The 25,145-nt window shown below is 69.7% G+C and carries 23 protein-coding genes; 7 read left to right on the top strand and 16 right to left on the bottom strand.

Annotated elements, in window-relative coordinates; translation table 11 throughout:
- The 6 genes from JHD82_RS03280 to JHD82_RS03255 all read right to left on the bottom strand — a co-directional run bounded on the left by JHD82_RS03280 (position 1) and on the right by JHD82_RS03255 (position 8,269).
- Positions 1 to 1,044: a transporter gene (locus JHD82_RS03280; RefSeq protein WP_012204892.1), complete on the bottom strand. Its 1,044-nt coding sequence runs from the start codon at positions 1,042 to 1,044 to the stop codon at positions 1 to 3.
- Positions 1,045 to 1,190: 146 nt separating this feature from the next.
- Positions 1,191 to 1,808, bottom strand: coding sequence for a hypothetical protein (locus tag JHD82_RS03275; protein ID WP_199135398.1), 618 nt, complete (start codon positions 1,806 to 1,808; stop codon positions 1,191 to 1,193).
- Positions 1,809 to 1,916: 108 nt separating this feature from the next.
- Entirely contained in the window at positions 1,917 to 2,636 is a 720-nt protein-coding gene (gene pdeM / locus JHD82_RS03270) for a ligase-associated DNA damage response endonuclease PdeM (RefSeq protein ID WP_185750980.1), read from the bottom strand.
- A gap of 16 nt (positions 2,637 to 2,652) precedes the next feature.
- Positions 2,653 to 5,529, bottom strand: a complete 2,877-nt coding sequence (locus JHD82_RS03265; protein ID WP_199135397.1) for a ligase-associated DNA damage response DEXH box helicase — start codon at positions 5,527 to 5,529, stop codon at positions 2,653 to 2,655.
- A gap of 11 nt (positions 5,530 to 5,540) precedes the next feature.
- The gene (locus JHD82_RS03260; protein WP_199135396.1) at positions 5,541 to 7,232 is read right to left on the bottom strand and encodes an ATP-dependent DNA ligase; all 1,692 of its coding nucleotides are present in this window, start codon (positions 7,230 to 7,232) and stop codon (positions 5,541 to 5,543) included.
- A complete protein-coding gene (locus tag JHD82_RS03255; RefSeq protein WP_199135395.1) occupies positions 7,229 to 8,269 on the bottom strand; it encodes a ligase-associated DNA damage response exonuclease in 1,041 nt (346 codons plus the stop codon). Before JHD82_RS03255 ends, JHD82_RS03260 begins: the two co-directional genes overlap by 4 nt.
- A 189-nt stretch (positions 8,270 to 8,458) precedes the next feature.
- Between JHD82_RS03255 and JHD82_RS03250 the strand changes: the two genes are divergently transcribed.
- The gene (locus JHD82_RS03250) at positions 8,459 to 8,716 is read left to right on the top strand and encodes a DUF2789 domain-containing protein (protein ID WP_012204886.1); all 258 of its coding nucleotides are present in this window, start codon (positions 8,459 to 8,461) and stop codon (positions 8,714 to 8,716) included.
- 9 nt (positions 8,717 to 8,725) lie between these two features.
- Here the strand turns inward: JHD82_RS03250 and JHD82_RS03245 are convergent, their stop codons facing one another.
- The gene (locus tag JHD82_RS03245) at positions 8,726 to 9,688 is read right to left on the bottom strand and encodes a TauD/TfdA family dioxygenase (protein ID WP_199135394.1); all 963 of its coding nucleotides are present in this window, start codon (positions 9,686 to 9,688) and stop codon (positions 8,726 to 8,728) included.
- Positions 9,689 to 9,874: 186 nt separating this feature from the next.
- Between JHD82_RS03245 and JHD82_RS03240 the strand changes: the two genes are divergently transcribed.
- The 5 genes from JHD82_RS03240 to JHD82_RS03220 all read left to right on the top strand — a co-directional run bounded on the left by JHD82_RS03240 (position 9,875) and on the right by JHD82_RS03220 (position 15,198).
- Complete coding sequence (locus JHD82_RS03240) at positions 9,875 to 11,107, top strand: SpoIIE family protein phosphatase (RefSeq protein ID WP_199135393.1); 1,233 nt, start codon at positions 9,875 to 9,877, stop codon at positions 11,105 to 11,107.
- A 9-nt stretch (positions 11,108 to 11,116) separates the two neighbouring features.
- Positions 11,117 to 11,689, top strand: a complete 573-nt coding sequence (locus tag JHD82_RS03235; RefSeq protein ID WP_013802972.1) for a SiaB family protein kinase — start codon at positions 11,117 to 11,119, stop codon at positions 11,687 to 11,689.
- A 68-nt stretch (positions 11,690 to 11,757) separates the two neighbouring features.
- Entirely contained in the window at positions 11,758 to 12,159 is a 402-nt protein-coding gene (locus JHD82_RS03230) for a DUF1987 domain-containing protein (RefSeq protein WP_012204882.1), read from the top strand.
- Complete coding sequence (locus tag JHD82_RS03225; RefSeq protein ID WP_012204881.1) at positions 12,159 to 12,899, top strand: GGDEF domain-containing protein; 741 nt, start codon at positions 12,159 to 12,161, stop codon at positions 12,897 to 12,899. The genes JHD82_RS03230 and JHD82_RS03225 overlap by 1 nt, the downstream gene beginning before the upstream one ends.
- Before the next feature lie 22 nt (positions 12,900 to 12,921).
- Positions 12,922 to 15,198: a bifunctional diguanylate cyclase/phosphodiesterase gene (locus tag JHD82_RS03220; protein ID WP_199135392.1), complete on the top strand. Its 2,277-nt coding sequence runs from the start codon at positions 12,922 to 12,924 to the stop codon at positions 15,196 to 15,198.
- Positions 15,199 to 15,226: 28 nt separating this feature from the next.
- Here JHD82_RS03220 and JHD82_RS03215 read toward each other — a convergent pair whose 3' ends face one another.
- Both JHD82_RS03215 and JHD82_RS03210 read right to left on the bottom strand, forming a co-directional pair.
- A complete protein-coding gene (locus tag JHD82_RS03215) occupies positions 15,227 to 16,399 on the bottom strand; it encodes an MFS transporter (protein WP_199135391.1) in 1,173 nt (390 codons plus the stop codon).
- The gene (locus JHD82_RS03210; RefSeq protein WP_199135390.1) at positions 16,396 to 17,655 is read right to left on the bottom strand and encodes a serine hydrolase; all 1,260 of its coding nucleotides are present in this window, start codon (positions 17,653 to 17,655) and stop codon (positions 16,396 to 16,398) included. The genes JHD82_RS03215 and JHD82_RS03210 overlap by 4 nt, the downstream gene beginning before the upstream one ends.
- Positions 17,656 to 17,773: 118 nt before the next feature.
- Between JHD82_RS03210 and JHD82_RS03205 the strand changes: the two genes are divergently transcribed.
- Entirely contained in the window at positions 17,774 to 18,667 is an 894-nt protein-coding gene (locus tag JHD82_RS03205) for a LysR family transcriptional regulator (RefSeq protein WP_199135389.1), read from the top strand.
- Between the two features lie 33 nt (positions 18,668 to 18,700).
- On the opposite strand, the gene JHD82_RS03200 is transcribed toward JHD82_RS03205, so the two are convergent.
- The 7 genes from JHD82_RS03200 to JHD82_RS03170 form a co-directional block, all read right to left on the bottom strand.
- Positions 18,701 to 19,378, bottom strand: a complete 678-nt coding sequence (locus JHD82_RS03200) for a DUF1028 domain-containing protein (protein WP_199135388.1) — start codon at positions 19,376 to 19,378, stop codon at positions 18,701 to 18,703.
- A 53-nt stretch (positions 19,379 to 19,431) separates the two neighbouring features.
- Positions 19,432 to 19,866, bottom strand: coding sequence for a RidA family protein (locus JHD82_RS03195; protein WP_012204875.1), 435 nt, complete (start codon positions 19,864 to 19,866; stop codon positions 19,432 to 19,434).
- Positions 19,867 to 19,926: 60 nt separating this feature from the next.
- A complete protein-coding gene (locus tag JHD82_RS03190; RefSeq protein ID WP_199135387.1) occupies positions 19,927 to 21,210 on the bottom strand; it encodes an NAD(P)/FAD-dependent oxidoreductase in 1,284 nt (427 codons plus the stop codon).
- A gap of 115 nt (positions 21,211 to 21,325) precedes the next feature.
- The gene (locus tag JHD82_RS03185; RefSeq protein ID WP_016448200.1) at positions 21,326 to 22,024 is read right to left on the bottom strand and encodes an ABC transporter ATP-binding protein; all 699 of its coding nucleotides are present in this window, start codon (positions 22,022 to 22,024) and stop codon (positions 21,326 to 21,328) included.
- On the bottom strand, positions 22,017 to 22,844 hold the full coding sequence (locus JHD82_RS03180) for an ABC transporter ATP-binding protein (RefSeq protein ID WP_199135386.1): 828 nt from the start codon (positions 22,842 to 22,844) through the stop codon (positions 22,017 to 22,019). Before JHD82_RS03180 ends, JHD82_RS03185 begins: the two co-directional genes overlap by 8 nt.
- Complete coding sequence (locus tag JHD82_RS03175) at positions 22,834 to 24,015, bottom strand: branched-chain amino acid ABC transporter permease (RefSeq protein WP_026062742.1); 1,182 nt, start codon at positions 24,013 to 24,015, stop codon at positions 22,834 to 22,836. The genes JHD82_RS03180 and JHD82_RS03175 overlap by 11 nt, the downstream gene beginning before the upstream one ends.
- Positions 24,015 to 24,932 (bottom strand): branched-chain amino acid ABC transporter permease, encoded by a 918-nt coding sequence (locus JHD82_RS03170; protein ID WP_047327224.1) that lies wholly within the window; start codon positions 24,930 to 24,932, stop codon positions 24,015 to 24,017. Before JHD82_RS03170 ends, JHD82_RS03175 begins: the two co-directional genes overlap by 1 nt.
- Positions 24,933 to 25,145 lie beyond the last annotated feature (213 nt).

Raw genomic sequence — 25,145 nt, 5'->3', positions numbered from 1 at the left:
CTAATCCCTGTACCGCTTCTTGCGAAACGCCAGCCAGGCGGCGATGACGGTGAAGGCGATCACGATGGACACCACGATCCAGAAGCCGTGCTCGTGCTCTGCCAGCGGTATGCCGCCCACGTTCATGCCGAACAGGCCGGCCAGGATGTTGATGGGCAGGGCCAGCACGGTGACCACGGTCAGCACGAAGAGGCTGTTGCTGTTGTCCTCGTTCACGGCGGCGGCCACTTCTTCCTGCAGCAGCTTGATGCGGTCCTGCAGGGTCTGCATGTCGCGCAGCATGAGCGAGAACTCCTCGCTGGCGGCGGCCAGGCCGCGGCGGTCGTCCTCGCCCATCCAGGCGGGGGGCTGCTGCAGCAGGCGGAACAGCGCGGCCGGCTCGGGCGCCAGCAGGCGCTGCAGGCGCACCAGCAGCCGGCGCAGCCGGCCCAGGTGGGCGCGCGGATGGTGGTAGCGCTGCGCGATGATGGCGTCCTCGATGTCGTCCACGCGCGCCGTGGTCTCGCGCACCACCTTGACCAGCACGTCGGCCTGGGTGCGCATCAGGTGTTCCAGCAGCTCGGCCGTGCTGGCGGGGCTGTCGCCCTGGCGCACGCCGGCACGCAGCGCATCGACCGAGCGCAGCGGCTGGGTGCGCGCGGTGACGACCAGGCGCTCGTCCAGGCAGATCCACAGCGTGGCGATGTCGGCCGACTCGAAGTTGAACTCGAAATTCACATCGTTGAGCACGGCGACCAGGGAGTCATCGGAGCGCTCGATGCGCGTGGAGGCCAGGCCCTCGCGCAGCGTGGTGTAGAAGACTTCGGGCAGCGCGGCGTGGCGCTGCAGCCAGCGCAGGGACTGGGTATTGGCCAGGTTGAAGTGCAGCCACAGGAAGTCGCGCCGGCCGGGCTCGGTGAGCGGACGCTCTGCACCCAGCCACTGCGCGGCCGACTGCGCCGTCATGGCCTCCACACGCCGCTGCGTGTCGCAGAAAAACCGCCAGCCGCAGATCAGGCCTGCGTCTTCATTGGCCTGGGCCAGGGGGGAGGCTGCGTCAGTCATGGATGGGTGGGGCACCTGCGGGGAGTGGCCTGCGCGGGCCGGACAAGTGCGGGATTCTTGGCCGCCTCCATGACAGAGGTGTGACAACTGTCACGGAGTCGTCATCCGATGTGCCTGCCCCCCCAGTCGGGGGTGCGGGGCAGGCCTCAGCACATCACGACGTTCTCCAGCGTGAACGACAACGGCGTGGACCCGGCGCCCGCACCGCCGCCTCGCATCACGATGTCGGCGCGCGAGATGCCCAGCAGGGAGATCTCGGTGTTGATGTCGCTCAGGATGGCCGAGTTCATGACCTGGCCCTGCTCGATCTGCGAGACCACGCCGATCCAGATGGTGGGCTTGAATTCGAACACGGCCTTTTGCTGGGGGGCAATCGCGGTCTTGACGGCCAGCAGCCGGCCGTCCTTGTAGCAACTGGCATTGATGGCGCCCCGTGGCAGCGAGTTGAGCACCTGCACTTCGTTGGAGCTTGCGCCATAGCCTGCGGGCGCCAGGCGATCGCCGCTGCTGCTCAGGGACAGCTGGAACTGCTGGCCGAACTGCGCCTCCAGCTGGGGCGTGTGGTTGCCATAGCTGTCGCTGGCACCGACCTGCAGGCCCAGCGGGAAGGTGAACGGATGGTTGTCGCCCTGGCCGCAGTACTTGATGACCCGCCAGGCCACGGCCAGTTCCTCGAAATCGCTGGCCACGTTTTTCTGGAAGATGACGATCTGCGAGTTGTTTGCGTCGTTCGATTGATTGACGAAGTTGAGTTGAACGCCCATGCATCTCTCCTGATGGATCAAAAAAGCGCTGCGGCGCTTTCTGCTGCCCCGCCGTGGGGGCGCAAGCGCACTGTAGGGAACAACGATCCTTCAGAAAATTACGCCTGATTACATCCCGCCCCCTCCACCGGGAACGGCCCAGACCCGCCCGCCGCCCACGGCAAAGCACTGGAGGCCAGGACCGGCCGGCAGGCTGGCCATGCCCGTGAACAGACCGAAGGCCGGCAGCAGGGTGAAGCCGGCATGGACGGCAAAGCACGGCAGGCGCAGCGCATCGCGCCCGGGGCCGCGCAGCACGACGGCGGGGTGGACATGGCCGGCCAGCACATGGCAGGCAGGAGCCTCCTGTGGGTAATGGCAGCCCGCGAATGGCCCCAGGCGCCAGGGTTCGTCCACCACGCCGATGCCCAGCGCGGACGGCGGGTCGCCCGCATGGCTGTCGTGGTTGCCACGCACCAGCACCACCTCCAGCGCCGCGTGGCGGCGTCGCCAGTCGGCCAGGGCGGCCAGCACGGACGGCGTGCGGGCCTGCGCGGCATGCAGGAAGTCGCCCAGAACGACCAGCCGGCGCACCGGCAGGCCCTGCAGCAGCGCCGACAGCCTGTCCAGGTTGCCCTGGGTGGTGCCGGCCGGCACGGGAATGCCGCGCGCGCGGAAGGTGGCGGCCTTGCCCAGGTGCAGGTCGGCAATGAACAGCGTGCCCTGGGCGGGCCACCACAGGGCGTGCTGGGCCAGCAGGTGGACGGGCTCGCCCGCCAGGAGGATGCCCAGGCTGCCGGCCAGGGCGTCGGGGGAGACAGGACTTGGCAACGGTGCGTGGCCTTTCATCAGCGGTGCAATGGTTCTACAGCAGCGGCAAGGGCCGCGAGGGCTTGCGCACGCGGCGCGGGCGGCGGCTGGCGGCATCGGCCTCGGGGCCGTCGGTGGCCTGCAGCGAGAAATCCAGCGTACGGCGCACGGCGGCCGTATCCTCGTCCACGGCGGGGGGCTGGTCTGCCTTGGGCTTTTTCCGTGGACGCAGCGGCGGATCGGGCGGGACCAGGTCCTGCGTGCGCGGCTCGCTGGCTGCACCGCCGGCGTCTGCCGCCTCGTGCAGCTGGGCCAGCATGCGCGCGATGCGGTCGGCCAGGTGCTCGTTGGTGAGCTTTTCGCGAAAGCGCTCCACCATCAGCGGAAAGGCAAACGGGCTGGGCCGGCGCAGCGCGCTCACCACCAGCTGCTGGGCCTGCATGCGGCGCAGCGCGGCCAGCAGCTGGGCCACATCCAACTCCTGGCTCAGGACTTCCTCATCGGCCTGGCGCAGCAGCAAGTTCATGTCGTCGTATTTGCGAAACACCTCGAAGAACAGCTGGGCCGAGGCCTGCAGCTGGCGCGCGCTGCGGCGCTCGCCCGGGTGGCTCTGGAAGATCAGGCCGGACACCCGCGCTATCTCGCGGAAGCGCCGCCTTGCCATCTCGGTGGCGTTGAGGCTGGCCAGCACTTCGTGCAGCAGGGCGTGGCGCGCGTCATCGCCCGCCAGGTGGGCGTCGTCGGCGGCCTGGTCCCAGTGGCGGTCCGCATTGGCGGTGTTGCGCGTGGCGACCGCCTGGCTGGCGGACACGCGCCCGGGCACTGCCACGGCCTGGGCAGGCTCGGCGCGCAGCAGTTCGGGCAGCATGGCGGCCCAGTCACGCTCGGTGGCGCTCAGCAGCTCCAGCCCGTAGTCGTTGACGGCGATGGAGAAGGTGCCCGTCTCGCCCTGCGCGGCGCGCCAGGCCAGCAGGCTGGCCAGCCCCGTATGGGCATGGCGGCCCGCAAACGGGTAGAGGAACAGATGCCAGCCTTCGCGCGTGCGCAGGGTTTCGGCCAGCAGCGTGCTGGGCGTGGGCAGGGCCGACCAGCGCTGCTGCACCTCCAGCAGGGGGCGCACGCAGCGCAGCTCGGGCGAATGGTAGTCGCCCGCTGCCGCCAGCGCCAATTGCTGCACCACGAAGTCGGCCAGCACGGTGGACAGCGGCATGCGCGCGCCCGCCCAGCGCGGCACGGTGGGCCGCGTTCTGGCGGCGCGGCGCACGTAGGCGGTCATGTCCTCGATGCGCACCAGCTCCAGCACCTGGCCCGCGAAGACAAAGGCATCGCCGGGCGACAGGCGCGACAGAAAGCTCTCTTCCATGCTGCCCAGCCGCGCGCCGTGCAGGATCTGCACGCTCATGCTGGCGTCGCTGACGATGGTGCCGATGTTGGCGCGGTGCCTGCGCGCCAGCCGCGCGTCGGGCATGCGCCAGATGCCCTCTTCATCGGGCCGCACGCGCTGGTAGTCGGGATAGGCGGCCAGCGAGGGGCCGCCGCGGTGCACGAAGTCGAGGCACCACTGCCAGACCGCAGGCGCCAGCCCGGCGTAGGCGACGGTGCGGCGCACTTCGGCATACAGCTCATCGGGCACGAAGCCGCCGCCCAGGGCCACGGTGGCCAGGTGCTGCACCAGCACGTCCACGGGCTGGCGGGGGCTGGCACGCATTTCCACCTGCTGCGCGCGCACGGCGGCGCGGGCGGCGGCGGCCTCCACCAGCTCCAGGCTGTGCGTGGGCACCAGGGTGATGCGCGAGGGCCGGCCCGGCGCATGGCCCGAGCGGCCCGCGCGCTGCAGCAGCCGTGCAATGCCCTTGGCCGAGCCGATCTGCAGCACGCGCTCCACGGGCAGGAAGTCCACGCCCAGATCCAGGCTGCTGGTGCAGACCACGGCCTTGAGCGTGCCGGCCTTGAGCCCGGCCTCCACCCATTCGCGCACGCCCCGGTCCAGAGAGCCATGGTGTATGGCCAGCAGGCCGGCCCAGTCGGGCCGGGCCTCCAGCAGCGCCTTGTACCAGAGCTCCGCCTGCGAGCGCACATTCACAAAGACCAAGGTGGAGCCTGCCGTGGCCTCCAGCTCGCGCACCACGGCCGGCAGCATGGCCAGGCCCAGGTGGCCGGCCCAGGAAAAGCGCTCGGGCCGGTCGGGCAGCAAGGTGTCCACCACCAGGCGCTTGTCCACCTGGCCCTGGACCAGCACGCCGGGCCGCGGCTGGCCATGGTCGTCCAGGCCCAGCAGGGTCTGCATGGCTTCGTCCAGATTGCCCAGCGTGGCCGACATGCCCCAGACGCTCAGTTGCGGGCTCCAGCCGCGCAGCCGCGCCAGGGCCAGCTGCAGTTGCACGCCGCGCTTGTTGCCCAGCAGCTCGTGCCATTCATCGGCCACCACCAGGCGCACGGAGCCCAGCAGCTCGCGCGCATCGGCCCGCGCCAGCAGCAGGGACAGGCTCTCGGGCGTGGTGACCAGCACGGTGGGCAGCTGGCGCGACTGCGCGCCGCGCTCGGCGCTCCCCGTATCGCCCGTGCGTGCGCCCACGGTCCAGCGCGCCAGCGCGGGATGGTCCTGGGCCAGCGCCTGCAAGGGCGTCTGCAGCGCCTTGAGCGTGTCGGCCGCCAGGGCACGCATGGGCGTGATCCAGAGCACGGTCAGGGGCGCGGCGGCGGGTTTTCTCCTGCTGGATGAGGCCTGGGCAGGGGCCTTGGAGGCCTGCGCAAAGGCCTGCAAGGCGCCCAGCCAGACCGCATAGGTCTTGCCTGCGCCCGTGGTGGCATGCAGCAGGCCGCTGTGGCCCTGGGCCAGCGCCTTCCACACGGCGCGCTGGAAGGCAAAGGGCTTCCAGCCCCGTGCGGCAAGCCAGGCGGTGGCGAGGGGGTGGGGGGAACGGGTGGCCATGGCGCGGTGCGTCAAGGGTCGGAATGCGGCAGCAGGGCGGCCAGCGTGTCGATGGAGTCGGCCTCCTGCACAGGCTTGTCCTCGCGCCAGCGCAGCATGCGCGGAAAGCGCACGGCAATGCCGCTCTTGTGGCGTGCGCTGCGCGCAATGCCCTCGAAGCCCAGCTCGAACACCAGGGTGGGCCGCACGCTGCGCACGGGGCCGAAGCTCTCCACCGTGGTCTTGCGGATGACGGCGTCCACGCGCGCCATTTCGGCATCGGTCAGGCCCGAATAGGCCTTGGCGAAGGGCACGAGGGCGCGGCCCTCGGTGCCGGGCGGCGCGTTCCAGACGGCAAAGGTGTAGTCGCTGTAGAGGCTGGCGCGACGGCCATGGCCGCGCTGTGCGTAGATGAGCACGGCGTCCACGCTCAGCGGATCGATCTTCCACTTCCACCACACGCCGCTGTCCTTGGTGCGGCCCACGCCGTAGGCGGCATCGCGGGACTTGAGCATCATGCCCTCCACACCCAGGGAACGGGCCTGCTCGCGCAGTTCGGCCAGGGCCTGCCAGCTATCGCCCGCAAGGACCGGACTGGGCAGCAGCGCCGGATGCGCCACCAAGGCCACCAGCCGCTCAAGCCGCGCGCGCCTTTCATGCTGGGGCAGCGCGCGCAGGTCCTGGCCGCCCTCCTCCAGCAGGTCATAGGCCAGCAGCACCACGGGCAGCTCGCGCAGCAGCTTGGGGCCCAGGGTCTTGCGGCCTATGCGCTTTTGCAGGTCGGCAAAGGGGCGCACATAGGCGGGCGCCTCGCCCTGCTGCGCGGCCCAGACGACGATCTCGCCGTCGATCACGGTGCCCGCAGGCAAGGCATCGCCCATGGCCTGCAGCTCGGGGAAGCGCTCGCTCACCAGTTCCTCGCCGCGCGACCAGATCCAGGTGCCCAGCGCGTCACCGCTGCCGCGCCGCACGATCTGGGCGCGTATGCCGTCCCATTTCCACTCCACCACCCATTGGGACGGCGGGCCGAGCACGGCGTCGAACTGCTCCAGCGGCAACTGCAGCGGATGGGCCAGGAAGAAGGGATAGGGGTGGCCGCGTGCTTCGCCCGAATGCGCGTCATCGCCCTCTTCCTCGCCTGCCACCAGCCGCAGGTAGTCGGCCGCCCCGGGCCGCGCGCCGATGTGGGTGTAGCCCATGAGCCGCTGGGCGATGCGCTTGGCATCCACGCCGCTGACGGCCGCCAGCGCCTGCGTGACCTGCAGCCGCGACACGCCGACCCGGAAGGCACCAGTGATCAGCTTGAAGTAGACCAGCCGCTCATCGGCCGCCAGCCGCGCCCATTGCATGCGCAGCGTGTCCGCCAGCGCTTCGGGCGCCATGCCGCGCAGCGGCAGCAGGTGGTTCGTGACCCAGGCGGCCAGGCCCAGGTCGTGCGCGTCACCGGGTGGCGGCAGCAGCAGCGCAATGGTTTCGGCCAGGTCGCCCACGGCCTCGTAGCTTTCGTCGAACAGCCATTCGGGCAGGCCGGCAGCCTCGCGCGCCAGCTCCTTCAGGACCTTGGTGGGCACCAGCTGGCGCGGCTTGCCGCCGGCCAGGAAATAGACGGCCCAGGCCGCATCGGCAGGCGCGGCGGCGCGCAGATAGGCCTGCAGCGCGGCCTGCTTGTCGCGGCTGGCGGTGCTGGCGTCCAGCGCGCGGTAGAGGGCGGCGAAATCCTTCATGGCGCGGGCGCCTCATCCGGTGCAGCCTGGGCGGCGGCAGCCTCGTCCTCATCACCGTATTCGGTCTGGAAGGCTTGCGCATCCAGGCCCTGCTCGCGCAGCCAGCGCACCAGCACCGCCACGCTGCCGTGCGTGACGAAGACACGCTCGGCGCCCGTGGCGCCTATGGCGTATTGCAGGCCGGGCCAGTCGGCATGGTCGGACATGACAAAGCCCCGGTCCACGCCACGGCGACGGCGCGTGCCGCGCAGCTGCATCCAGCCGCTGGCAAAGGCATCGGCATGGCCGGGAAAGCGGCGCATCCACGGCGTGCCCTGCGCCGAAGGCGGCGCCAGCACCAGGGCGGTCTTGAGCAGTTGTGCATCCACGCCAGGGTCGGTGACGCGCAGCGTGGGCGGCAGGTCCACGCCTGCGGCGCGGTACACGGCATTGAGCGGCTCCACCGCGCCATGCACGACGATGGGGCCGATGCGGCGGTCCACCCCATGCAGGATGCGCTGGGCCTTGCCGAAGGCATAGCACAGCAGCACCGAGGGCCGGCCCTGGGCGGCGTTGGCCTGCCACCAGGCGTTGATGTCGGCCATGAGCTCGGGCTGGCGGGGCCAGCGGTAGATGGGCAGGCCGAAGGTGGATTCGGTGATGAAGGTGTCGCAGCGCACGGGCTCGAAGGGGGTGCAGGTGCCATCGGCCTCGGTCTTGTAGTCGCCCGATGCCACCCAGACCTGACCACCATGCTCCAGCCGCACCTGGGCCGATCCGAGCACATGGCCGGCCGGGTGCAGGGAGATGCGCACGCCGTGGTGATCAATGGCTTCGCCATACGGCAGGGTCTGCAGCGTGATGTCCGCGCCCAGCCGTGCGCGCATCACGCCCTCGCTGTCGTCATGGGCCAGGTAATGGGCGTGGCCGGCGCGCGCGTGGTCGGAGTGGCCATGCGTGATCACGGCCCGGTCCACGGGCCGCCAGGGGTCGATGTAGAAGTCGCCGGCCGCGCAGTACAGGCCTTCGGGGCGGGCCACGATCAGGTCGGCGGGCATGCGGAATCAGGGGCGGGAATGCTCATGGCCCCATGCTAGTGGGGCGGTCGCCGCGCGCACGCTGGCCCGGAGCGCGGCAGGCTGTCAGCCTGCACCTACCCGCGCAACGAATGACCGCAACCGGGCCGCAGGGCCGGTCAAATCGGGGAAGATAGCGCCCTCTCATCCCACACACATCCACACGCCTTCATGAACAACTCCGTCGTACGCATGTCCAATCTCTTCCTGCAGCTGGGCCTGGATGCCAGTGACCAGGCCATTGCCGATTTCATCCGCGCGCACCAGCTGGCCGCCGATGTGGATGTGGTGGATGCGCCCTACTGGAGCGATGCGCAGCGCCAGTTCCTGGCCGAGCAGCTCAAGGCCGATGCGTCTTGGTCCATCGTCGTGGACCAGCTCAGCGAGTCGCTGCACGAAGACGCGGTCAGGCAGCGCGCTGCCCGATAGCACGGGCAGTCAGGCCGCCAGCGGCTCGGGCACCGTGATGTCCACGCTGCGGCGGCCGTCCACGCTGGTGGCCACGGTGCCGGTCACGGTGACGCGGCGCACCACGCGGTGGGCATCGCCGTAGTCGTTGATGGCGTAGTGCTGCGTGGCGCGGTTGTCCCAGATGGCCACGTCGCCCTGCGCCCACTGCCAGCGCACGGTGTTCTCCAGCCGGATGATGCGTTCGTTGAACAGCTGCAGCAGCGCCGTCGATTCATTGGCGCGCAGGCCCTTGATGCGCTTGGCGAAGTGGCCCAGCAGCAGCGCCTTCTCTCCGGTGTCGGGGTGCACATGCACCAGCGGCTGCTCCGACTCGATGGTCTTGCGCGTGAACACCTTGCGGTAGCTGGCGCGGCCTGCGGTCTCGGTCTGGCTGGCCGCGTTCTGGCGGAAGTTCTCGGCGTAGTCGTAGTCGTTGCCATGCACGGCCCACAGCTGCTCGGCCAGTTGCCTGAGCGGCTCGGGCAGGCCCTCATAGGCGGCCACGGTATTGGCCCAGACGGTGTCGCCGCCATGGCCGGGCAGCGTGACGGCGCGCAGCACGCAGACCTTGGGAAAGGCCGCCTTGAAGGTGACGTCGGTATGCCAGGAATCGGCGCGGCCGCCATGCTGGGAATTGAGCTCCAGAAAGGCCGTGCCGTCCGGGGCAGGCACGGTGGGGTGCGATTCGATCTCGCCGAACAGCCGCCCGAAGGCCTGGTGCGATGCATCCGTCAGATGGTGCTGGCCCCGGAAGAACAGCACGCGGTGGCGCAGCAGGGCCGCATGGATCTGCGTGAACTGTTCGGCCGCCAGCTCGCCCGACAGCCTGGCGCCGTGGACCACGGCGCCTATGCGGCCGGACAGGGGCTGGATCTGCAGCGGCTGTTGCCGGTCCTGCTCCAGGTCTTGGGCCACGGTGCTCAGGTGGCTGGCTTCGGTGACAGCGTTCACGGCGTCTCTCCTCAGTGCTTGCATGGGTGGAAGCCCCCATGCTAGGAACCGCCCTGCCACGCCACAACGAAGCTTTTGGCGCATGGTTATGCGCAAGACAAGTGCATGCCAACCAGGGCCGTGCGCGTCACAAAACTGCAACAAGGAAAACGTAACATTCCTTAACAATTTTGCGATGTGCCTTCCATGGATGAGTCCCGCGCCTACCTGAGCGATTCCAGGCCACGTTTCCGCCCACCCAGCGCTGCGGACCTGTGTACCCCCGTTCCCTGCATGACCGCCGACGAGACCAACGAGAAGGTGCTCGAGGTCTTCACGCGCCACCGGGACCTGATCAGCCTGCCCGTGGTGGAGGGCAACCGCCCCATCGGCCTGATCAACCGCAGCATCTTCCTGTCCCAGTTCAGCAAGCCCTTTCGCATGGAGCTGTACGGCAAGAAGAGCTGCATCGCCTTCATGGACAAGGAGCCGCTGGTGGTCGATGCCTCCACCGACATCGACACCCTGACCGTGAAGACCGTGGAGTACGGCGAAAAGGCGCTGACCGATGGCTTCATCATCACGCGCGACGGCCTGTTCGCGGGCGTGGGCAACGGTCTGCAGCTGATGCGCGCGGTGGCGGACATGCAGGTGGCGCGCAACCGCCAGATCATGCACAGCATCGAATACGCCAGCGTGATCCAGCAGTCGCTGCTGCGCAGCTCGCGCGAGGCCCTGGCCCGCGCCTGCCCCGGCGCCGACCTGGTCTGGGAGCCGCGCGATGTGGTCGGCGGCGACTTCTACCAGTTCAGCCAGGACGGCGATGGCTGGTTTGCCACCGTGGCCGATTGCACGGGCCACGGCGTGCCCGGCGCCTTCATGACGCTGATCGCCACCAGCAGCCTGAGCCAGGCCATCAAGGAGCACGGCCCGCGCGACCCGGCTGCGCTGCTGGGCCATGTGAACCGCAGCGTCAAGCAGATGCTGGGCCAGCTCGACGGCAAGGATGGCACGCCCGGCTCCGACGACGGGCTGGACGCGGCCTGCTTCTGGTTCGAGCCCGCGCACCGGCGCCTGCGCTTTGCGGGCGCGCGCCTTGCGCTGTTCGTGCTGCGCCCCGGCGCCGAGGCGGTGGAGGTGCTCGACGGCCAGCGCAAGGGCGTGGGCTATGTGGACAGCGAGTTCGACTTCGCCTGGAACAACATCGACCTGGAGCTGCCCGCCGCCACCCTGGTCTTCGTCACCACCGACGGCCTGATCGACCAGGTCGGCGGCCCGCGCGGCATCACCTTCGGCAAGAAGCGCGTGCGCGAGCTGCTGCTGGAGCAGGCAGGCCGCACGCCCGCCGAGATCAACCGCGCCCTGCTGGCCGCCCTGCAGACCTGGCAGGGCGAGCACCACCGCCGCGACGACCTGACCTTTTTCTGCTTCAGAACCTGAATGCCTCCCATGCCCTCCGCACAGATCGCCGACAAGTACGGCAGCTTCTTCCACCTGGCGCGCCAGCACCAGGTGATCTTCTACTACGTGGGCTACTTCTCGCAGAACATCGTCGCGGCCATGGCCGAGGCCGTGCGGCTGCAGCTGGAAGTGGCCGGCGTGCCCGGCCCCACGCGGCGCAAGCTGTTCTCGTCCTTTGTCGAGATGGCGCAGAACATCATCCATTACTCGGCCGACGCCCTGACCCCGCCCCACCAGGACGATGGCGAGCTGCGCCACGGCGCGGTCTGCATCCGCCGCGAGGACGACGGCAGCTTCGTGCTGCTGTGCGCCAACCCCATCGAGCCGGGCATGGGCGAGGCACTGCGCGCCAAGCTCGACGCCCTGCGCAGCATGACGCTGGACGAGATCAAGAAGGCCTGCCGCCAGTCGCTGCGCGATGACGCGCCCGAAGGCAGCAAGGGCGCGGGCATGGGTTTCCTGACCCTGGCCCGCGATGCGCGCGAGCCGCTGCAGTTCGACTTCGATCCCGCCCAGACCGTGGACGGCCGGCCCGTCTTCTACCTGAAAGCCACGCTCTGAGCCGTCGCTCCGGCACCAGGCCTGGACAGGCCCGGCCCGCAGGCACGGACAACGCACCGAGATCACGCATGGACAACCTCTACATCGCACCGACTCCCAGTTCCCCGGAAGTGGACTTCCAGTTCGACACGCACACGCTGCACCTGCGTGGCGAGTCCTATCCCGAGAACGCCGCCGCCTTCTACGGCGGCATCCTGGCCCGCCTCAAGGACTACCTGGCGCAGCCGCAGCCGGCGCAGCAGCAGGCGCGCATCGAGGTGCACATCGCGCTGGCCTACTTCAACAGCTCCAGCACCAAGATGCTGTTCAACCTGATCGAGGCACTGAGCGGCGCCGCCGAGGCCGGCCGCCCCGTGGCCCTGCACTGGTACCACGACGAGGAAGACGACACCATCTGCGAATTTGGCGAGGAGCTGCGCGACGACTTTCCCGCCATCGCCTTCACCGGCCACCCCGTGAAGGCGGCGTGATGGACACCGTGGCCGCTCCCGCGGACCTCTTCGATGCCGAGCACCAGGCCCTTTTGGCGGCCCGCGCCGCCCACGACCGGGGCGAAGAAGCCGGCGCCCAGGCCTGCCACCAGGCCCTGGGCGTGCTGCTGACCGCCTATGAGCGCCTGCTGCGCGAAACGCGCCGGCTGGTGCGCCGCAGCGACCGGGCCGAGCTGGAGATGACCCAGCTCAACCAGCGCCTGCAGGAGCTGGCCGGCGAGCTGGAATACCGCGCCACGCACGACCCGCTGACCGGCGTGCTCAACCGCGCGGCCATCATCGAGCGCGTGAACCGCCACTTCACCCAGCAGGGGCTGGCCCTGATCGTGCTGGACATAGACCACTTCAAGCGCGTGAACGACAGCTTCGGCCACCCCGTGGGCGACAGCGTGATCCTGGGCGTGGTGCGCTGCCTCAAGGCCGCCGTGCCGGCCACGGCCCACATCGGCCGCGTGGGCGGTGAGGAATTCACCGTGCTGCTGCCCCAGCACGACAGCGACGGCGCCGTGTGCGTGGCCGAGCAGGTGCGCGCCGCCATCGAGGCCCATCCCTTCGGCCTGCCCGACGCCAGCTGCATCACGGCCAGCTTCGGCGTGAGCTGGCGCCCGAGCGGCGGCCGCTTCGACGACGCCTACAGCCTGGCCGACGAGGCGCTGTACGCCGCCAAGCGCAGCGGGCGCAACCAGGTCGTGCGCGCGGCAGACCATGCCACGGCCTGAGCGGCGCGGACAGGGCTGAGGCATGAGTTTCGTGATGCGCGCACGGGCGCCCAGGGCGCCCGCCCCTGCTTCCGCCCTCCTGCAGCCGGCTCTGCAGCCGCCCCCGCCATCGCCCGTGCCCGGGCCTGAATGGCGGGTGCTGATCGTGGACAGCGACCCCGACGTACACGCCGCCTTCCGCCTGGCGCTGGAAGGCCACAGCCTGTTCGGCCGGCCGCTGGTGTTCCTCTACGCCCGCTCCGGCACACAGGCGCGCAACCTGCTGCGCAGCGAGCAGGACCTGGCCGTGGTGGTGCTCGACGCCGTGACCGATGGCACGGGCGCCGGTCTGGACCTGGTGGACTTCATCCGCTACACGGCCGGCCTGCGCAACAGCCGCATCGTGCTGCGCACCGGCCGCCCGGGCCAGGCGCCCGATCTGGAAACCCTGCTGCGCTACGACATCAACGACTGCCGCACCAAGACCGAACTCACGCCCGACCGGCTGCTGGCCATCGTGGTGACCGCCGTGCGCTCCTACGAGCAGCTGTGCGCCATCGAGGCCAACCGCCGCAGCCTGGAGCTGATGGTGCGCTCCAGCGCCTCGCTGCTGGAGGAAACCAATCTGCACGCCTTCGCGCGCGGCGCGATCACCCAGCTGGCCACCTTGCTGGGCGTGGCCAGCGAAGGCCTGGTCTGCTCGGAGGGCACGCACCCGGCCGAGCCCTACCGCGTGCTCGCGGCCACGGGGCCATTCGCCCGGCTCATCGACCAGCCCATCGCCACCGTGCTGGCCTCGCGCGGGCTGCGCCTGCTGCGCCAGGCGCTGCAGGCGCGGCGCAACATCTACGGCGCGCAGCGCGGCGTGGCGCTGTACATCGGCCGGGGCGACGAGCAGGACATGGCCGTCTTCATAGACGCGCCAGCCTCGCACAGCGCACTGGACCGCCAGCTGCTCGAAGTCTTCTGCGCCAACCTGCGCACGCTGCTGCACAACCGCGGCCTGCTGGAGCGCCTGCACCAGTCCGCCTACTTCGACCCGCTGGTCTGCCTGCCCAACCGCGCCCACTTCGTGGAAAAAGTGGACGAATGCGTGTGGCGCGGCACGCGTGACCATGTGCTGGCCCTGGTGGACATCGACGACTTCAGCGCCACCAACGACGTGATGGGCCACCGCTTCGGCGACCGCCTGCTCGAAGCCATGGCCCGCCGCCTGGCCAGCGCCCTGCCCGCAGGCGTGCTGCTGGCGCGCGTGGGATCGGACACCTTCGGCATCCTGGGCCCCACCGACGAGGTGGCGCTGGCCCAGTTGCTGGACTGCGCCCGCCAGCCACTGGCCGTGGACGGCGTGCCGCACAAGGTCTCGCTGACCTGCGGCTACGTGTACCTGCCCCATGAGCGCCAGGCCGGCACCGACCTGGTCAAGGACGCCACCATCGCCCTCAAGCGCGCCAAGCGCGATCACCGCGGCCAGTTGCTGGAGTACTCCGAGCAGATGGGCATGGAGGCGCGAGACCGCGCCCTGCTGCTGTCCGACCTGCGCGCCGCCATCGACGGCGCCCAGCTTTTCCTGGTCTACCAGCCCCAGGTGGACCTGGAAACCCATGCCCTGGTCGGCCTGGAGGCCCTGCTGCGCTGGCGCCGGCAGGACGGCAGCTTCGTGCCGCCCGACCGCTTCATTCCGGTGGCCGAGCATTCGGGCCTCATCGTGCCGCTGGGCCAATGGGTGCTGGCCACGGCCTGCCGCACCATGCGCGAACTGCTGGACGCCGGCCGCGCCCCCAGGCGCATGGCCGTCAATGTCTCCACCGTGCAGCTGCAGGACCCGGGCTTTCTGCAGACCGTGAGCAACGCCCTGGCAGAGCACGGCCTGCAGGGCGCGCAGCTGGAGCTGGAGATCACCGAATCCGTCGCGGTCCTGCCCACCCAGCTGCTGCAGGCCACGCTCAGCGCCCTGCGCTCTCTGGGCGTGACCATTGCCATCGACGACTTCGGCACCGGCTACTCCTCGCTGAGCTACCTGGAGCGCCTGCCGCTGGACCGCATCAAGATCGACCGCAGCTTCGTGCGCCAGCTTGGCGAATCACAGGAAGCGCGCATCGCCGAAATGATCGCCCAGTTGGGCCGCAAGCTCGGCCTGCAGGTCCTGGCCGAAGGCATAGAGGACGCCAGCGCCTGGCAGGCCCTGCGCGCCATGGGCTGCCAGGAGGGACAGGGCTATCACGTTGCCCGGCCCATGGACAAGGCGCAGTTGCTGGGCTGGCTGGGCCAGCGCAATGAAGTGCCTCAGCGACAGCCTGGCACCTCTGAGTTCCCCTGAAGCGGCCAGGCCGCGCCCTGCCCCTGCCCTACCTGCACACCGCAGGAAAGCCATGCCGCCTGGCCGCCCACACCACGGCCAGCGATGCGCCCAGCAGCGCCAGCAGCACGGGCGTGAAGGCGCCCACGCCCATGCGCGCCAGCAGCAGGCCGCCCACGATGCCGCCGCCGGCAATCGCCATGTTCCAGGCCGTGACCAGCATGGACTGCGCCACGTCGGCGGCCTCGCCCGCCGTGTGGGCAATGGCGGTCTGCAGCAGCGTGGCGGCGCCGCCAAAGGCCAGGCCCCAGACGGCCACCGCCGCATAAACCAGGGCCGGCGCATCTGCGGCCACGCCCAGCATCAGCGTGGACAAGGCGAACAGCGCAATGCTGGCCAGCGTGAGCGCGCGCAGGTGGCGGTCGATCAGCACGCCGGTGATCCAGATGCCCAGCACGGAGGTGGCGCCGAACACCAGCAGCACCAGGTCCGTGCGCGCGGCCATGCCCGCCTCCGCCAGGAAGGGCGCGATATAGGTGTAGAGAATGTTGTGCGCCAGCACGAAGGCCAGCACCACGAACAGCACGGGGCGCACGCCCGCCAGGGTGAACACGCGCCGCAGCGGCAGGTGGCGGCCTGCCGCCTGCCCTGCAAAGTCGGGCAGGCGGGCGCGCACCCAGACCATGAGCACCAGCGCCAGCACGCTCATGAGTCCGAAGCACAGCCGCCAGCCCACCAGTTGGCCCAGCACGGTGCCGGCCGGCACGCCCAGTGACAGCGCCAGCGGCGTGCCCACCATGGCAATGGCGATGGCGCGGCCCTTGAGATGGCCGGGCACCATGCGTGCCGCGTAGCCGGCCAGCAGCGCCCAAAGCAGCCCGGCCGAGACCCCCGCCAGAAAGCGCGCCACCAGGGTCAGCGCAAAGTGCGTGGACAAGGCCGTGACCGTGTTGGCGACGACAAAGCCCGCGATCGCCGCCAGCAGCAGGGGGCGGCGGCGCATACCCTGCGTGGCGGCCGTCAGCGGTATGGCGGCCACCAGGGAACCTATGGCGTAGAGGGTGACGGTCTGGCCTACCCAGGCCTCGGTCACGGCCAGGCCCTGGGCCATCTGCGGCAGCAGGCCGGCCGGCAGCGCCTCCGTCAATATGGTGATGAAGGCCGCCATGGCCAGCGCCAGCAGGGAGGCAACGGGCAGGCGGTCCTGGCGTGTTCCGGTCATTGCGGCGCTCCCGAAGCCCCTTGGACCTCACAAACCCCGTAGACCGCGTCGCGCAAATCGTTGACGAAGCGCCCCGACATGCCCTCGTACAAGGTGTTGGTGAAGGCCACGACGCTGAGCTCCTGCGCCCGGTCCACGAACCAGGAATGCCCGTAGGCCCCGCCCCAGCGCCAGGTGCCCACCGACTCCGGCGATGCCGCCTGCGCCGCATCGCGCAGCACGGAAAAGCCCAGACCAAAGCCGAAGCCCGGCGCATTGGGCAGGGCCAGCCCGCCGGTCTGGTCCCGCGCCATCTCGGCGACCAGGGCGTCGGGCAGCAGGGTGTTGCCACCCTGGCGCAGGGCTTCCAGCAGCCGCAGGAAATCGCCTGCCGTCCCGGCCATGCCGGCGCCGCCGGAGGCAAAGGCCTGGGCGTCAAAGATGCGCGAAGGGCTGAAGGCAATGCCGATGCTCCCCTCGAAGGGCGACACGGTCTCGCCCTCGGCCAGCGGATGGGGCTGCGGCACATCGCTGACATAGGCCGTGGCCACGCGCTGCGCGGCCAGCGCATCGGTGACGGCAAAGCCGGTATCGGTCATGCCCAGCGGCCCGGTCACCAGCTCGCGCACGGCCTGGTCCAGCGGCCTGCCGTGCACCTGTTCAATGAGGGCGCCCAGCACATCGGTGGCCAGCGAGTAGCCCCAGGCCGTGCCCGGCGCGTACAGCAGCGGCACGCTGGCGATGCGCTCCAGGTTCTCTGCCAGTCCGATGGCCTGGCGGTCCATGCCGTCCGATACGCCAGCGCGCGCATAGGGGCCTTGTGCATCGGCCTCGAAGAAGCGGTAGCCCAGCCCCGCCGTGTGGCTGAGAAGCTGCCGCACGGTGATGCGGGCGGGCCCGCCATCGGCCAGCCGGGGGCGGAACCGGGGCAGCCAGCGCTCCACCCCCTCGTCCAGCGCCAGCAGTCCCCGCGCCACCAGCACCAGCGCGGCAGCCGAGACGATGGGCTTGCTGGCCGAGGCCAGGCGGAACACAGCATCCACGGCCATGGGCAGCCCGCGCTCGCGGTCGGCCCAGCCTGCGGCCTGGCGGTGGACCAGCGCGCCGCCACGCGCCACCAGCACCACGGCGCCGACCAGGCGCTGCGCCTCAATCGCCTGCCGGACCACGGCCTGGATGCGGTCGGACAGGGGCGAGGACGACAGGGTCGCAGGCAGCGCAGCGGGCACAGCGGGCGCCGCAGGTGCTGAAGGCGCTGCAGAAAGGGCAATCGTCATGGGAATTCCCGGGATCAAATGAACAGGGTTCCGACGATAGAAAGCCCTCGATTAAAGAAAAAGTGGGGTAGATTTCCGGTTTGCGCGGAACTGGATGTCCGCAATGAAGGAGCGGCGTTTGGACAGCCTGAACGGTTTCATGGTGTTCGTGCAGGTCGCCGAGACCCGCAGTTTCGTGGCGGCCGGCCGGCTGCTGGGCGTCTCGGCATCGGCCGTCGGCAAGAGCGTGGCAAGGCTGGAGGACCGGCTGGGCGTGCGCCTGTTCCACCGCAGCACGCGCAGCATCACGCTGACGGCCGAGGGGGCGCTGTTCCTGGAGCGCAGCCGGCGCATCCTGGCCGAGATCGAGGCCGCGCAGCTGGAGCTGTCGCAGGCCAGCACCGCGCCGCGCGGCCGGCTGCGGGTCAGCCTGCCCCTGGTCAGTTCGCTGGTGCTGCCGGTGCTGGGCGAGTTCATGCGGGCATATCCCGAGATCGAGCTGGACCTGGACTTCACCGACCAGCTGGTCGATGTGATCGAGGAAGGCTTCGATGCCGTGGTGCGCACGGGCGCACCCGCCGACTCACGCCTGTCCGCGCGCCGGCTGGGCGACTTCCGCTACCTGCTGGTGGCCTCGCCCGGCTACCTGGCGCAGCGCGGCACGCCCCGGGTGCCCGAGGATCTGCTGCAGCACAGCTGCCTGCACTACCGCTACCCCCACAGCGGCAAGCTGGAGCCCTGGGTGCTGCGGCGCGCAGCGGGCGCGCCCGAGCTGCAGCTGCCCACCTCCATGATCTGCAACAACATCGAAACCCGGCTGTGCTTTGCGCTGCAGGGCCTGGGCATCGCCTACCTGCCGGAGTTCTCCATCCGCGAGCCGCTGGCCGATGGCCGGCTGCAGCCCGTGCTGGCGGACTGCATGGAGCACACCAATGTCTTCCACGTGCTGTGGCCCGCCAGCAAGCACCCCTCGCCCAAGCTGCGGGCGCTGGTGGACTTCCTGTGCGCGCGGGTGTTTCCGCAGCAGGCATGAGGTGCACGGCGGCGTCCGAATGAGCGGGCCGCCTCACTCGTCGCCCGGCACTCCGTAGCTGGGCGCGGCCGTGGGATGGATGGCGCGCGTCTGGTAGTCCTGCATCTGCGGCGCGTAGGCGGCCCAGAGGCCTTGCAGCGCGCCGATGGGATCGTGCTCCGACCAGTCCACGCGCAGGTCCGCCATGGGCCAGCTGTGCTCGCCCGCCACCTTGAGCGCGGCCGAATGCACGGGCCCGGCCTCGCCGCCTGCGGCCATGGCGGCCTGCATGGCGGCCAGCAGGCGCTCGGCCAGCGGCAGCACCGCGCTGCGCTCGAAGGCCGGCACCATGGCCTCGATGGTGCGTTCGCTGGCCAGCAGGTTGCCGGCCGCCACGCACTGCCGCCCCACGGCGCTGGTGAAGATGCCCAGCGCCTGGCTGCCGCTGAAGACGCCGGTGCGGCCCTGCGCGTCCACCACGGTGACCTGGCGGTACTGGGGCCAGCTGCCGTCGTCCAGCGCCTGGCGCAGCGCGGCCTGGGGGTCGGCGCCCTGCTCCAGCAGGTCCAGCACGCGCGGGCCCAGGGCGGGCAGCGTGATGTTCTGCGTGGACACCACGCCCACGCCCGCGCGCACCCAGGGGCAGCGCGCGCCCACCGCAATGCTGGACGAGCTGATGGCCACGCCCAGCTGCCCGGTGCGCTCGCAGCGCCCCACAATCGAAAAAGTCATGGTTTCTGCCTCCTGCCGATGCGGCTGTACCAAGTGATTGCTGTGGTCGACGTTCAGGCGCTGGCCGGCGGCTGCCAGTCATCGGGGATGACCGCGATCACGTCGATCTCCATCAGCCACTGCGGCTGCCCCAGGGCCGAGATGCACAGCCCCGTGGAGATGGGAAACACGCCCTTGAGCCACTTGCCCACTTCCCGGTAGACGGGCTCGCGGTAGCGCGGGTCGATGATGTAGGTGGTGGTCTTGACGATGTGCGACAGGTCGCTGCCCGCTTCCTCCAGCAGCTGCTTGACGTTCTTCATCGCCTGCTCGGCCTGCTTTTGCGGATCGCCCAGGCCGACCAGGTTGCCCTCGAAATCGGTGCCGATCTGGCCGCGCACATAGACGGTGTTGCCGGCGCGCACGGCCTGGCACAGGTCGTTGTCCAGCGATTGGTTGGGATAGGTGTCCTTGGTGTTGAACATGCGGATGCGGGTATGGGTGGGCATGGTCTGGTTCCTGCAGGGGGTGGATGGGAAGGTGTCTCAGAGCGCGCTACCTGCTACCTGCTACCTGCTGCGGGCAGCGGCGTCGTAGTCGCTGTAGCGGCGCTGCTTGGCGATGTGGTCGGCCACGAACTTGGCGTCATGCCACACGCCCCAGATGAAGGACGAGCCACGGCGCGACAGCCAGGGCAGGCCCAGGAAGTAGATGCCGGGCTCATGGCCCACGCCGCGGTGGTGGCGCGGCTTGCCGCCGGGCTCGAAGCTGTCCACCTGCAGCCAGCTGAAGTCCACCCTGTAGCCCGTGGCCCAGATGATGGAAGTGATGCCTGCGGCGGCCAGGTCGAGTTCACGCAGCGGATGGGTCATGCACTCCGGATCGGGCAGGCGCCTGCGCGCCTCGGGCTCCTCGGGCAGGTCCAGGCCGTTGCGGCGGATGTAGTCGTCGGCCGCATCCAGCATGGTCAGGTAGTTGGCGTCTCCGTTGGCGATGTTCTCGGCCAGGTCGTCCCGGAAGCGCACCCGGCCATCGGCGAAGGACTCGGTCAGTCCCACCAGGGTGATGCCTTGGTGGCCCAGCGCGCGAAAGTCCACGGTGTGGCCGCCGCGCGCGCCGCTGACGGCAATGGTCACATGCTCGCGGCCGGGCTTGGCAATGGCCGCATCCCATTCGCCCAGCACGCCCAGCCACCAGCAGAAATCACGGCCGCGGTAGGCGCGCGGCGGCCGGTCATGGGCGCCTACCGACAGGAACACCTTGCGGCCCGCGCGCTGCAGTTCATCGGCGATCTGCACGCCCGAGGAGCCTGCGCCCACCACCAGCACGGCGCCTTCGGGCAGCTGCGCGGGGCGGTGGTAGTGCGCGGAATGGATCTGCAGCAGGCTGCCATCGGCGGGTGCAGCGGGCGCAGCCGGCGCTATCGGAGGGATCACCGGCACCTGGAACGGCCCCGTGGCCGCGATCACGTTGCGGGCCTCGATCACGCCCTCGGACGTTTGCACCGTGAAGCCCGGCCGGCCCTGGTTGCGCGTGACCCGCCTGACCTCCACGCCGGTGCGCACGGGCGCCTTGATCTGGCGGACATAGTCCTCGAAGTAGTCGGCCACCTCGTCCTTGCCGGGAAAGCCGTCGCGGTCGCCCTTGAACTCCAGGCCCGGAAAGCGGTCATGCCAGGCCGGCCCGTTGGCCACCAGCGAGTCCCAGCGCCCCGTGCGCCAGGCCTGGGCGATGCGCTGGCGCTCCAACACCAGGTGCTCTACGCCAAGCTGGCTCAGGTGTTCGCTGGCCGCGATGCCGGCCTGCCCGGCACCGACCACGAGCGTGTTGATGGTTTGGATTTCAGCTGTCATGGTGTGGGTCTCTCAGGAAAAAAAGGCGCAGGCCGTCCCGCATCGGCGCGGTGCCGACTGCCTTGGTGTGGTCCGCAACAAAAAAGGGAAGGAGGTGAAGGCCGCCCGTGCGGCGCTACAGGTACAGGTGCTTCACCACGTCGTTGGCCAGCAGTTCGCTGGCCGTGCCCGAGGCCACCAGCTGGCCCTTGAGCAGCAGATAGCCGGTGTGGGCGATGGACAGCGCCGCCTCGGCGTTCTGCTCGATGAGCAGCACGGTGATGCCTTGGCTGTGGATGCGCTGCACCGTCTCGAAGTACTCCTCGATGAGTTTGGGCGACAGGCCCAGCGTGGGCTCGTCCATCACCACCAGGCGCGGCTCGCCCATGAGCACGCGGCCCAGCGCCACCATGGCCTGCTCGCCGCCGGACAGGGTTCCCGCTGCCTGCGACAGGCGCTCGCCCACCCGGGGGAACAGGGCCACCACGCGCTCCAGCGCCTGGGCAAAGCCCTGCTGCGGGCGCAGCGCGTCGTGGCCGATCTTCAGGTTCTCCTGCACGGTCAGCTCGGCAAACAGGCGCCGCCCTTCGGGCACGAAGCCCACGCCCAGGCCGGCCAGGTCCTCGGTGCGCATGCGCGCCAGCGGCTGGCCCATGACGCGGATGGCGCCGTGGTGCACGGGCAGCAGGCCCGCAATCGCCTTGAAGGTGGTGGTCTTGCCCGCGCCGTTGGGACCCAGCAGGCAGACGATGCTGTGCTCGGGCACCTGCAGCGAGACCTGGTTGAGCATGTTCACCACGCCATAGCGCGTGCTGATGGAGTCCAGTTCAAGCATGGCTGGCCTTTCTGCCCAGATAGGCTTCCTGCACGCGCGGCAGCCGGCGCACCGCCTCGAAGCTGTCGTCGCCGATCTTGCGTCCGTAGTCCAGCACCATCACGCGGTGCGGCAAGGTGGCAATGAGCCGCATGTCGTGCTCGATGATGATGAAGCCCAGCGCCGGATTGCCGTCGCGCAGGCGCTGGATGTCGGCGATCAGCGCATCGGTGTCGCGGTCGTCCATGCCGCTGGAGGGCTCGTCCAGCAGCACGATGCGGGGCTCGGCGGCCAGGGCGCGCGCGATCTCCAGGCGGCGGCGGTCGGCCTGCGGCAGGCTGCTGGCCAGCACGTTGCGGCGCTGGTGCAGGTCGCTGGACACGCTTTGCAGCAGCGCGCAGGCGCGCTCGGCGCAGCGCTTCATCTCTGCGCGCGAGACGGCCGGGCGCAGCAGCGCGGTGAGCACGCCGCAGCGGGTGCGCGCGTGCATGCCGATGATCACGTTGTCCAGCACGCTCAGCGAGCCGAACAGCCGGCTGGTCTGGAAGGTGCGCGCAATGCCGGCGCCCGCGATGTCGTGCGCGGCCATGCCCTTGAGCGAGCGGCCTTGCAGCAGCACCTCGCCCTCGGTGGGCTGGTAGATGCCGGTCAGCAGGTTCAGCAAGGTGGACTTGCCCGCGCCGTTGGGCCCGATGATGCCCAGCACCTCGCCCGCCGCCAGGTGGATGTCCACGCCCTGCACCGCCGTCAGGCCGCCAAAGCGCATGGTCAGGCCACGCCCCTCCAGAACCAGCGGGCCTGCGGGCGCGGCATGGTGGATGGGATGGGAATCAATGCTCATGGTTGCGCACCCGTTGGGGGAAGATGCCGCGCGGGCGGATGATGAGGAAGGCGATCACCACCAGGCCGTAGAACAGGATGCGGTAGTCGGAAAACGCCCGCAGCTTCTCCGGCAGCATGGTCAGCAGGAAGGCGCCGACGATCACGCCCAGCGTGTTGTCCATGCCGCCTGCGATCACCAGCGTCATGATGGTCACAGACACCAGGAAGGTGAAGTTGTCCGGCGAGATGAAGCTCACATAGAACGCATACACCGTGCCCGCGAAGCCCGCCAGAAAGGCGTCCACCGCAAAGGCCTTGACCTTGAACCAGGTGACGTTGATGCCGCAGGCGCGCGCGGCGATCTCGTCGTCGCGCAGGGCATTCCAGGCCAGTCCCACGCGAGAGCTGTGCAGGCGCTGCGCCGAGACGATGGCCAGCCCCAGCAGGGCGACAGCCACGTAGTAGAAGTTGGCCTGGCCCGGCAGGCTGTGGCCCCACAGCGTGATGGGGTCGTTGAACGAATGGCCGAACAATGTGGGCGAAGGAATGCCCACCAGGCCGTTGGCGCCGCCCGTCCACTCCAGGTTCATCAGCAGCTGGTGCACGACGATTCCGAAGGCGATCGTCACCAGCGCCTGGTAGCTGTCGCGGGTGCGCATGGACGGCAGGCCCAGCAAAAAGCCGAAGACCGTGGCCACGGCGGCGGCCACCAGCAGGCAGATCCAGAAGCTCACGCCAAAGTGGATGGCCAGCAGGGCCGACGCATAGGCGCCGATGCCGTAGGACGCGCCGGTGGCGAAGTTCGGTATGTTGGCGCTGCCCAGCTGGAAGTTCAGCGCCAGCGCCAGCACCGCGTACAGGCAGGCGATGATCATCAGGTGCATGGCGTAGCTGTCACCGCCCAGCACCCACGGAAACACCAGGGCCAGCACCACGCCCGTGCCCACCGCCAGCGGCCTGCACTGGCCGAAGGCGGCCACGATGCGGTCTTCCACCAGCGGGCGTTTCTGCACCGCGACCAGGGCCACGGCAAAGCAGGCCAGCAGCGCCAGCACCGTGATCCAGCTTTCGGCCAGCAGGAACTGGCGCAGCAGCACGGCGCCCGCCAGGGCCACGCCCAGCACGATGGCGGCCGAGCCCGCACTCCGTGGAGCCGCCTGCGGCGGCGCCTGTATCGTCGTTGTCTGCATCACACCTTCTCCATTTTCTGAACGCCGAACAGGCCGGCGGGGCGAAAGATCAGCACCAGGATCACCAGGGCGAACACGAACACCAGGCGGTACGAGGTGCCATTGGGCACATAGCCCTGCACGATGGTCTCGATGGCCGCAATCAGCAGGCTGCCGACAATGGCGCCCCCCAGCCGCCCCAGGCCACCGACCACTGCGGCGGAAAAGCCGATCAGGCCCGCCTGCACGCCGAAGTCAAAGCGCACCACGCCCGCATAGCTGGCCAGGAAGATGCCGCCCACCGCGCCGGTGGCCGAGGCAATGAAGAAGGTGTTGCGAAACACCGGCCCCGGCGCAATGGAGAACAGCCGCGCGGTTTCGCGGTCCTGCGACACGGCGCGTATGCGCATGCCCATGGGCGTGTGGTGCAGCACATAGAGCAGCACGCCCACCAGCGCCATGGCCACCAGCACCGAGACCACGCTGATCAGGGGCAGCGGCCCGAACGGGGTGGGAACGGCCCCCTGCGCAATCGCCGGGAACGCGTGCGGATTGCTGCCCTGCGGGTACAGGTGGCGGATCAGCTCGCGGATCACGATGCCCAGAGCCACCGTGGCCACCAGCGGCATCATGGCCGGCGCATTGCGAAAGCGGCTGATCACCAGCCGGTCCAGGGCGACGCCCAGCCCTCCCACCGCCGCAATGGCCACCAGGCAGGCCAGGCCCAGCACCAGCCAGGGGGCCGAGCCGCCCAGCGCGGCGGCCAGGGCCTGCACGGCCGCCAGGGCGATGAAGGGGGCGACCATGGCCACGTCGCCATGGGAAAAGTGAATCACCTGCAGCACGCCAAACAACAGGCTGAAACCCAGGGCAAGCAGGCTGTAGATGCAGCCCAGGGTCAGCCAGTTGATGAGTTGCTGGAACAGCGCGTCATGCATCGATAGGGTTCCTCTTGTGTCGGGTTCGGCCGGGTTGGCGGGGCTTCGCTTGTCTCCATGTCACGTAACCATTGAAGCAAGAAACCGCGCAAAACCTGCGTCGCTTTTGCCGAGGCGCTGCTTCGGAAAACGCGATCCAGTCCCGGGCAGGTGCGGCGATACATTGATCCGGCGGCGTTGCCAGACAGCGCCGGCCAGCCCGCCATGCACCGT

This window comes from Delftia sp. ASV31 (assembly GCF_016428765.1).
GTDB lineage: Bacteria > Pseudomonadota > Gammaproteobacteria > Burkholderiales > Burkholderiaceae_C > Comamonas > Comamonas acidovorans.
This window is presented reverse-complemented; position numbering and strand designations above follow the sequence as displayed.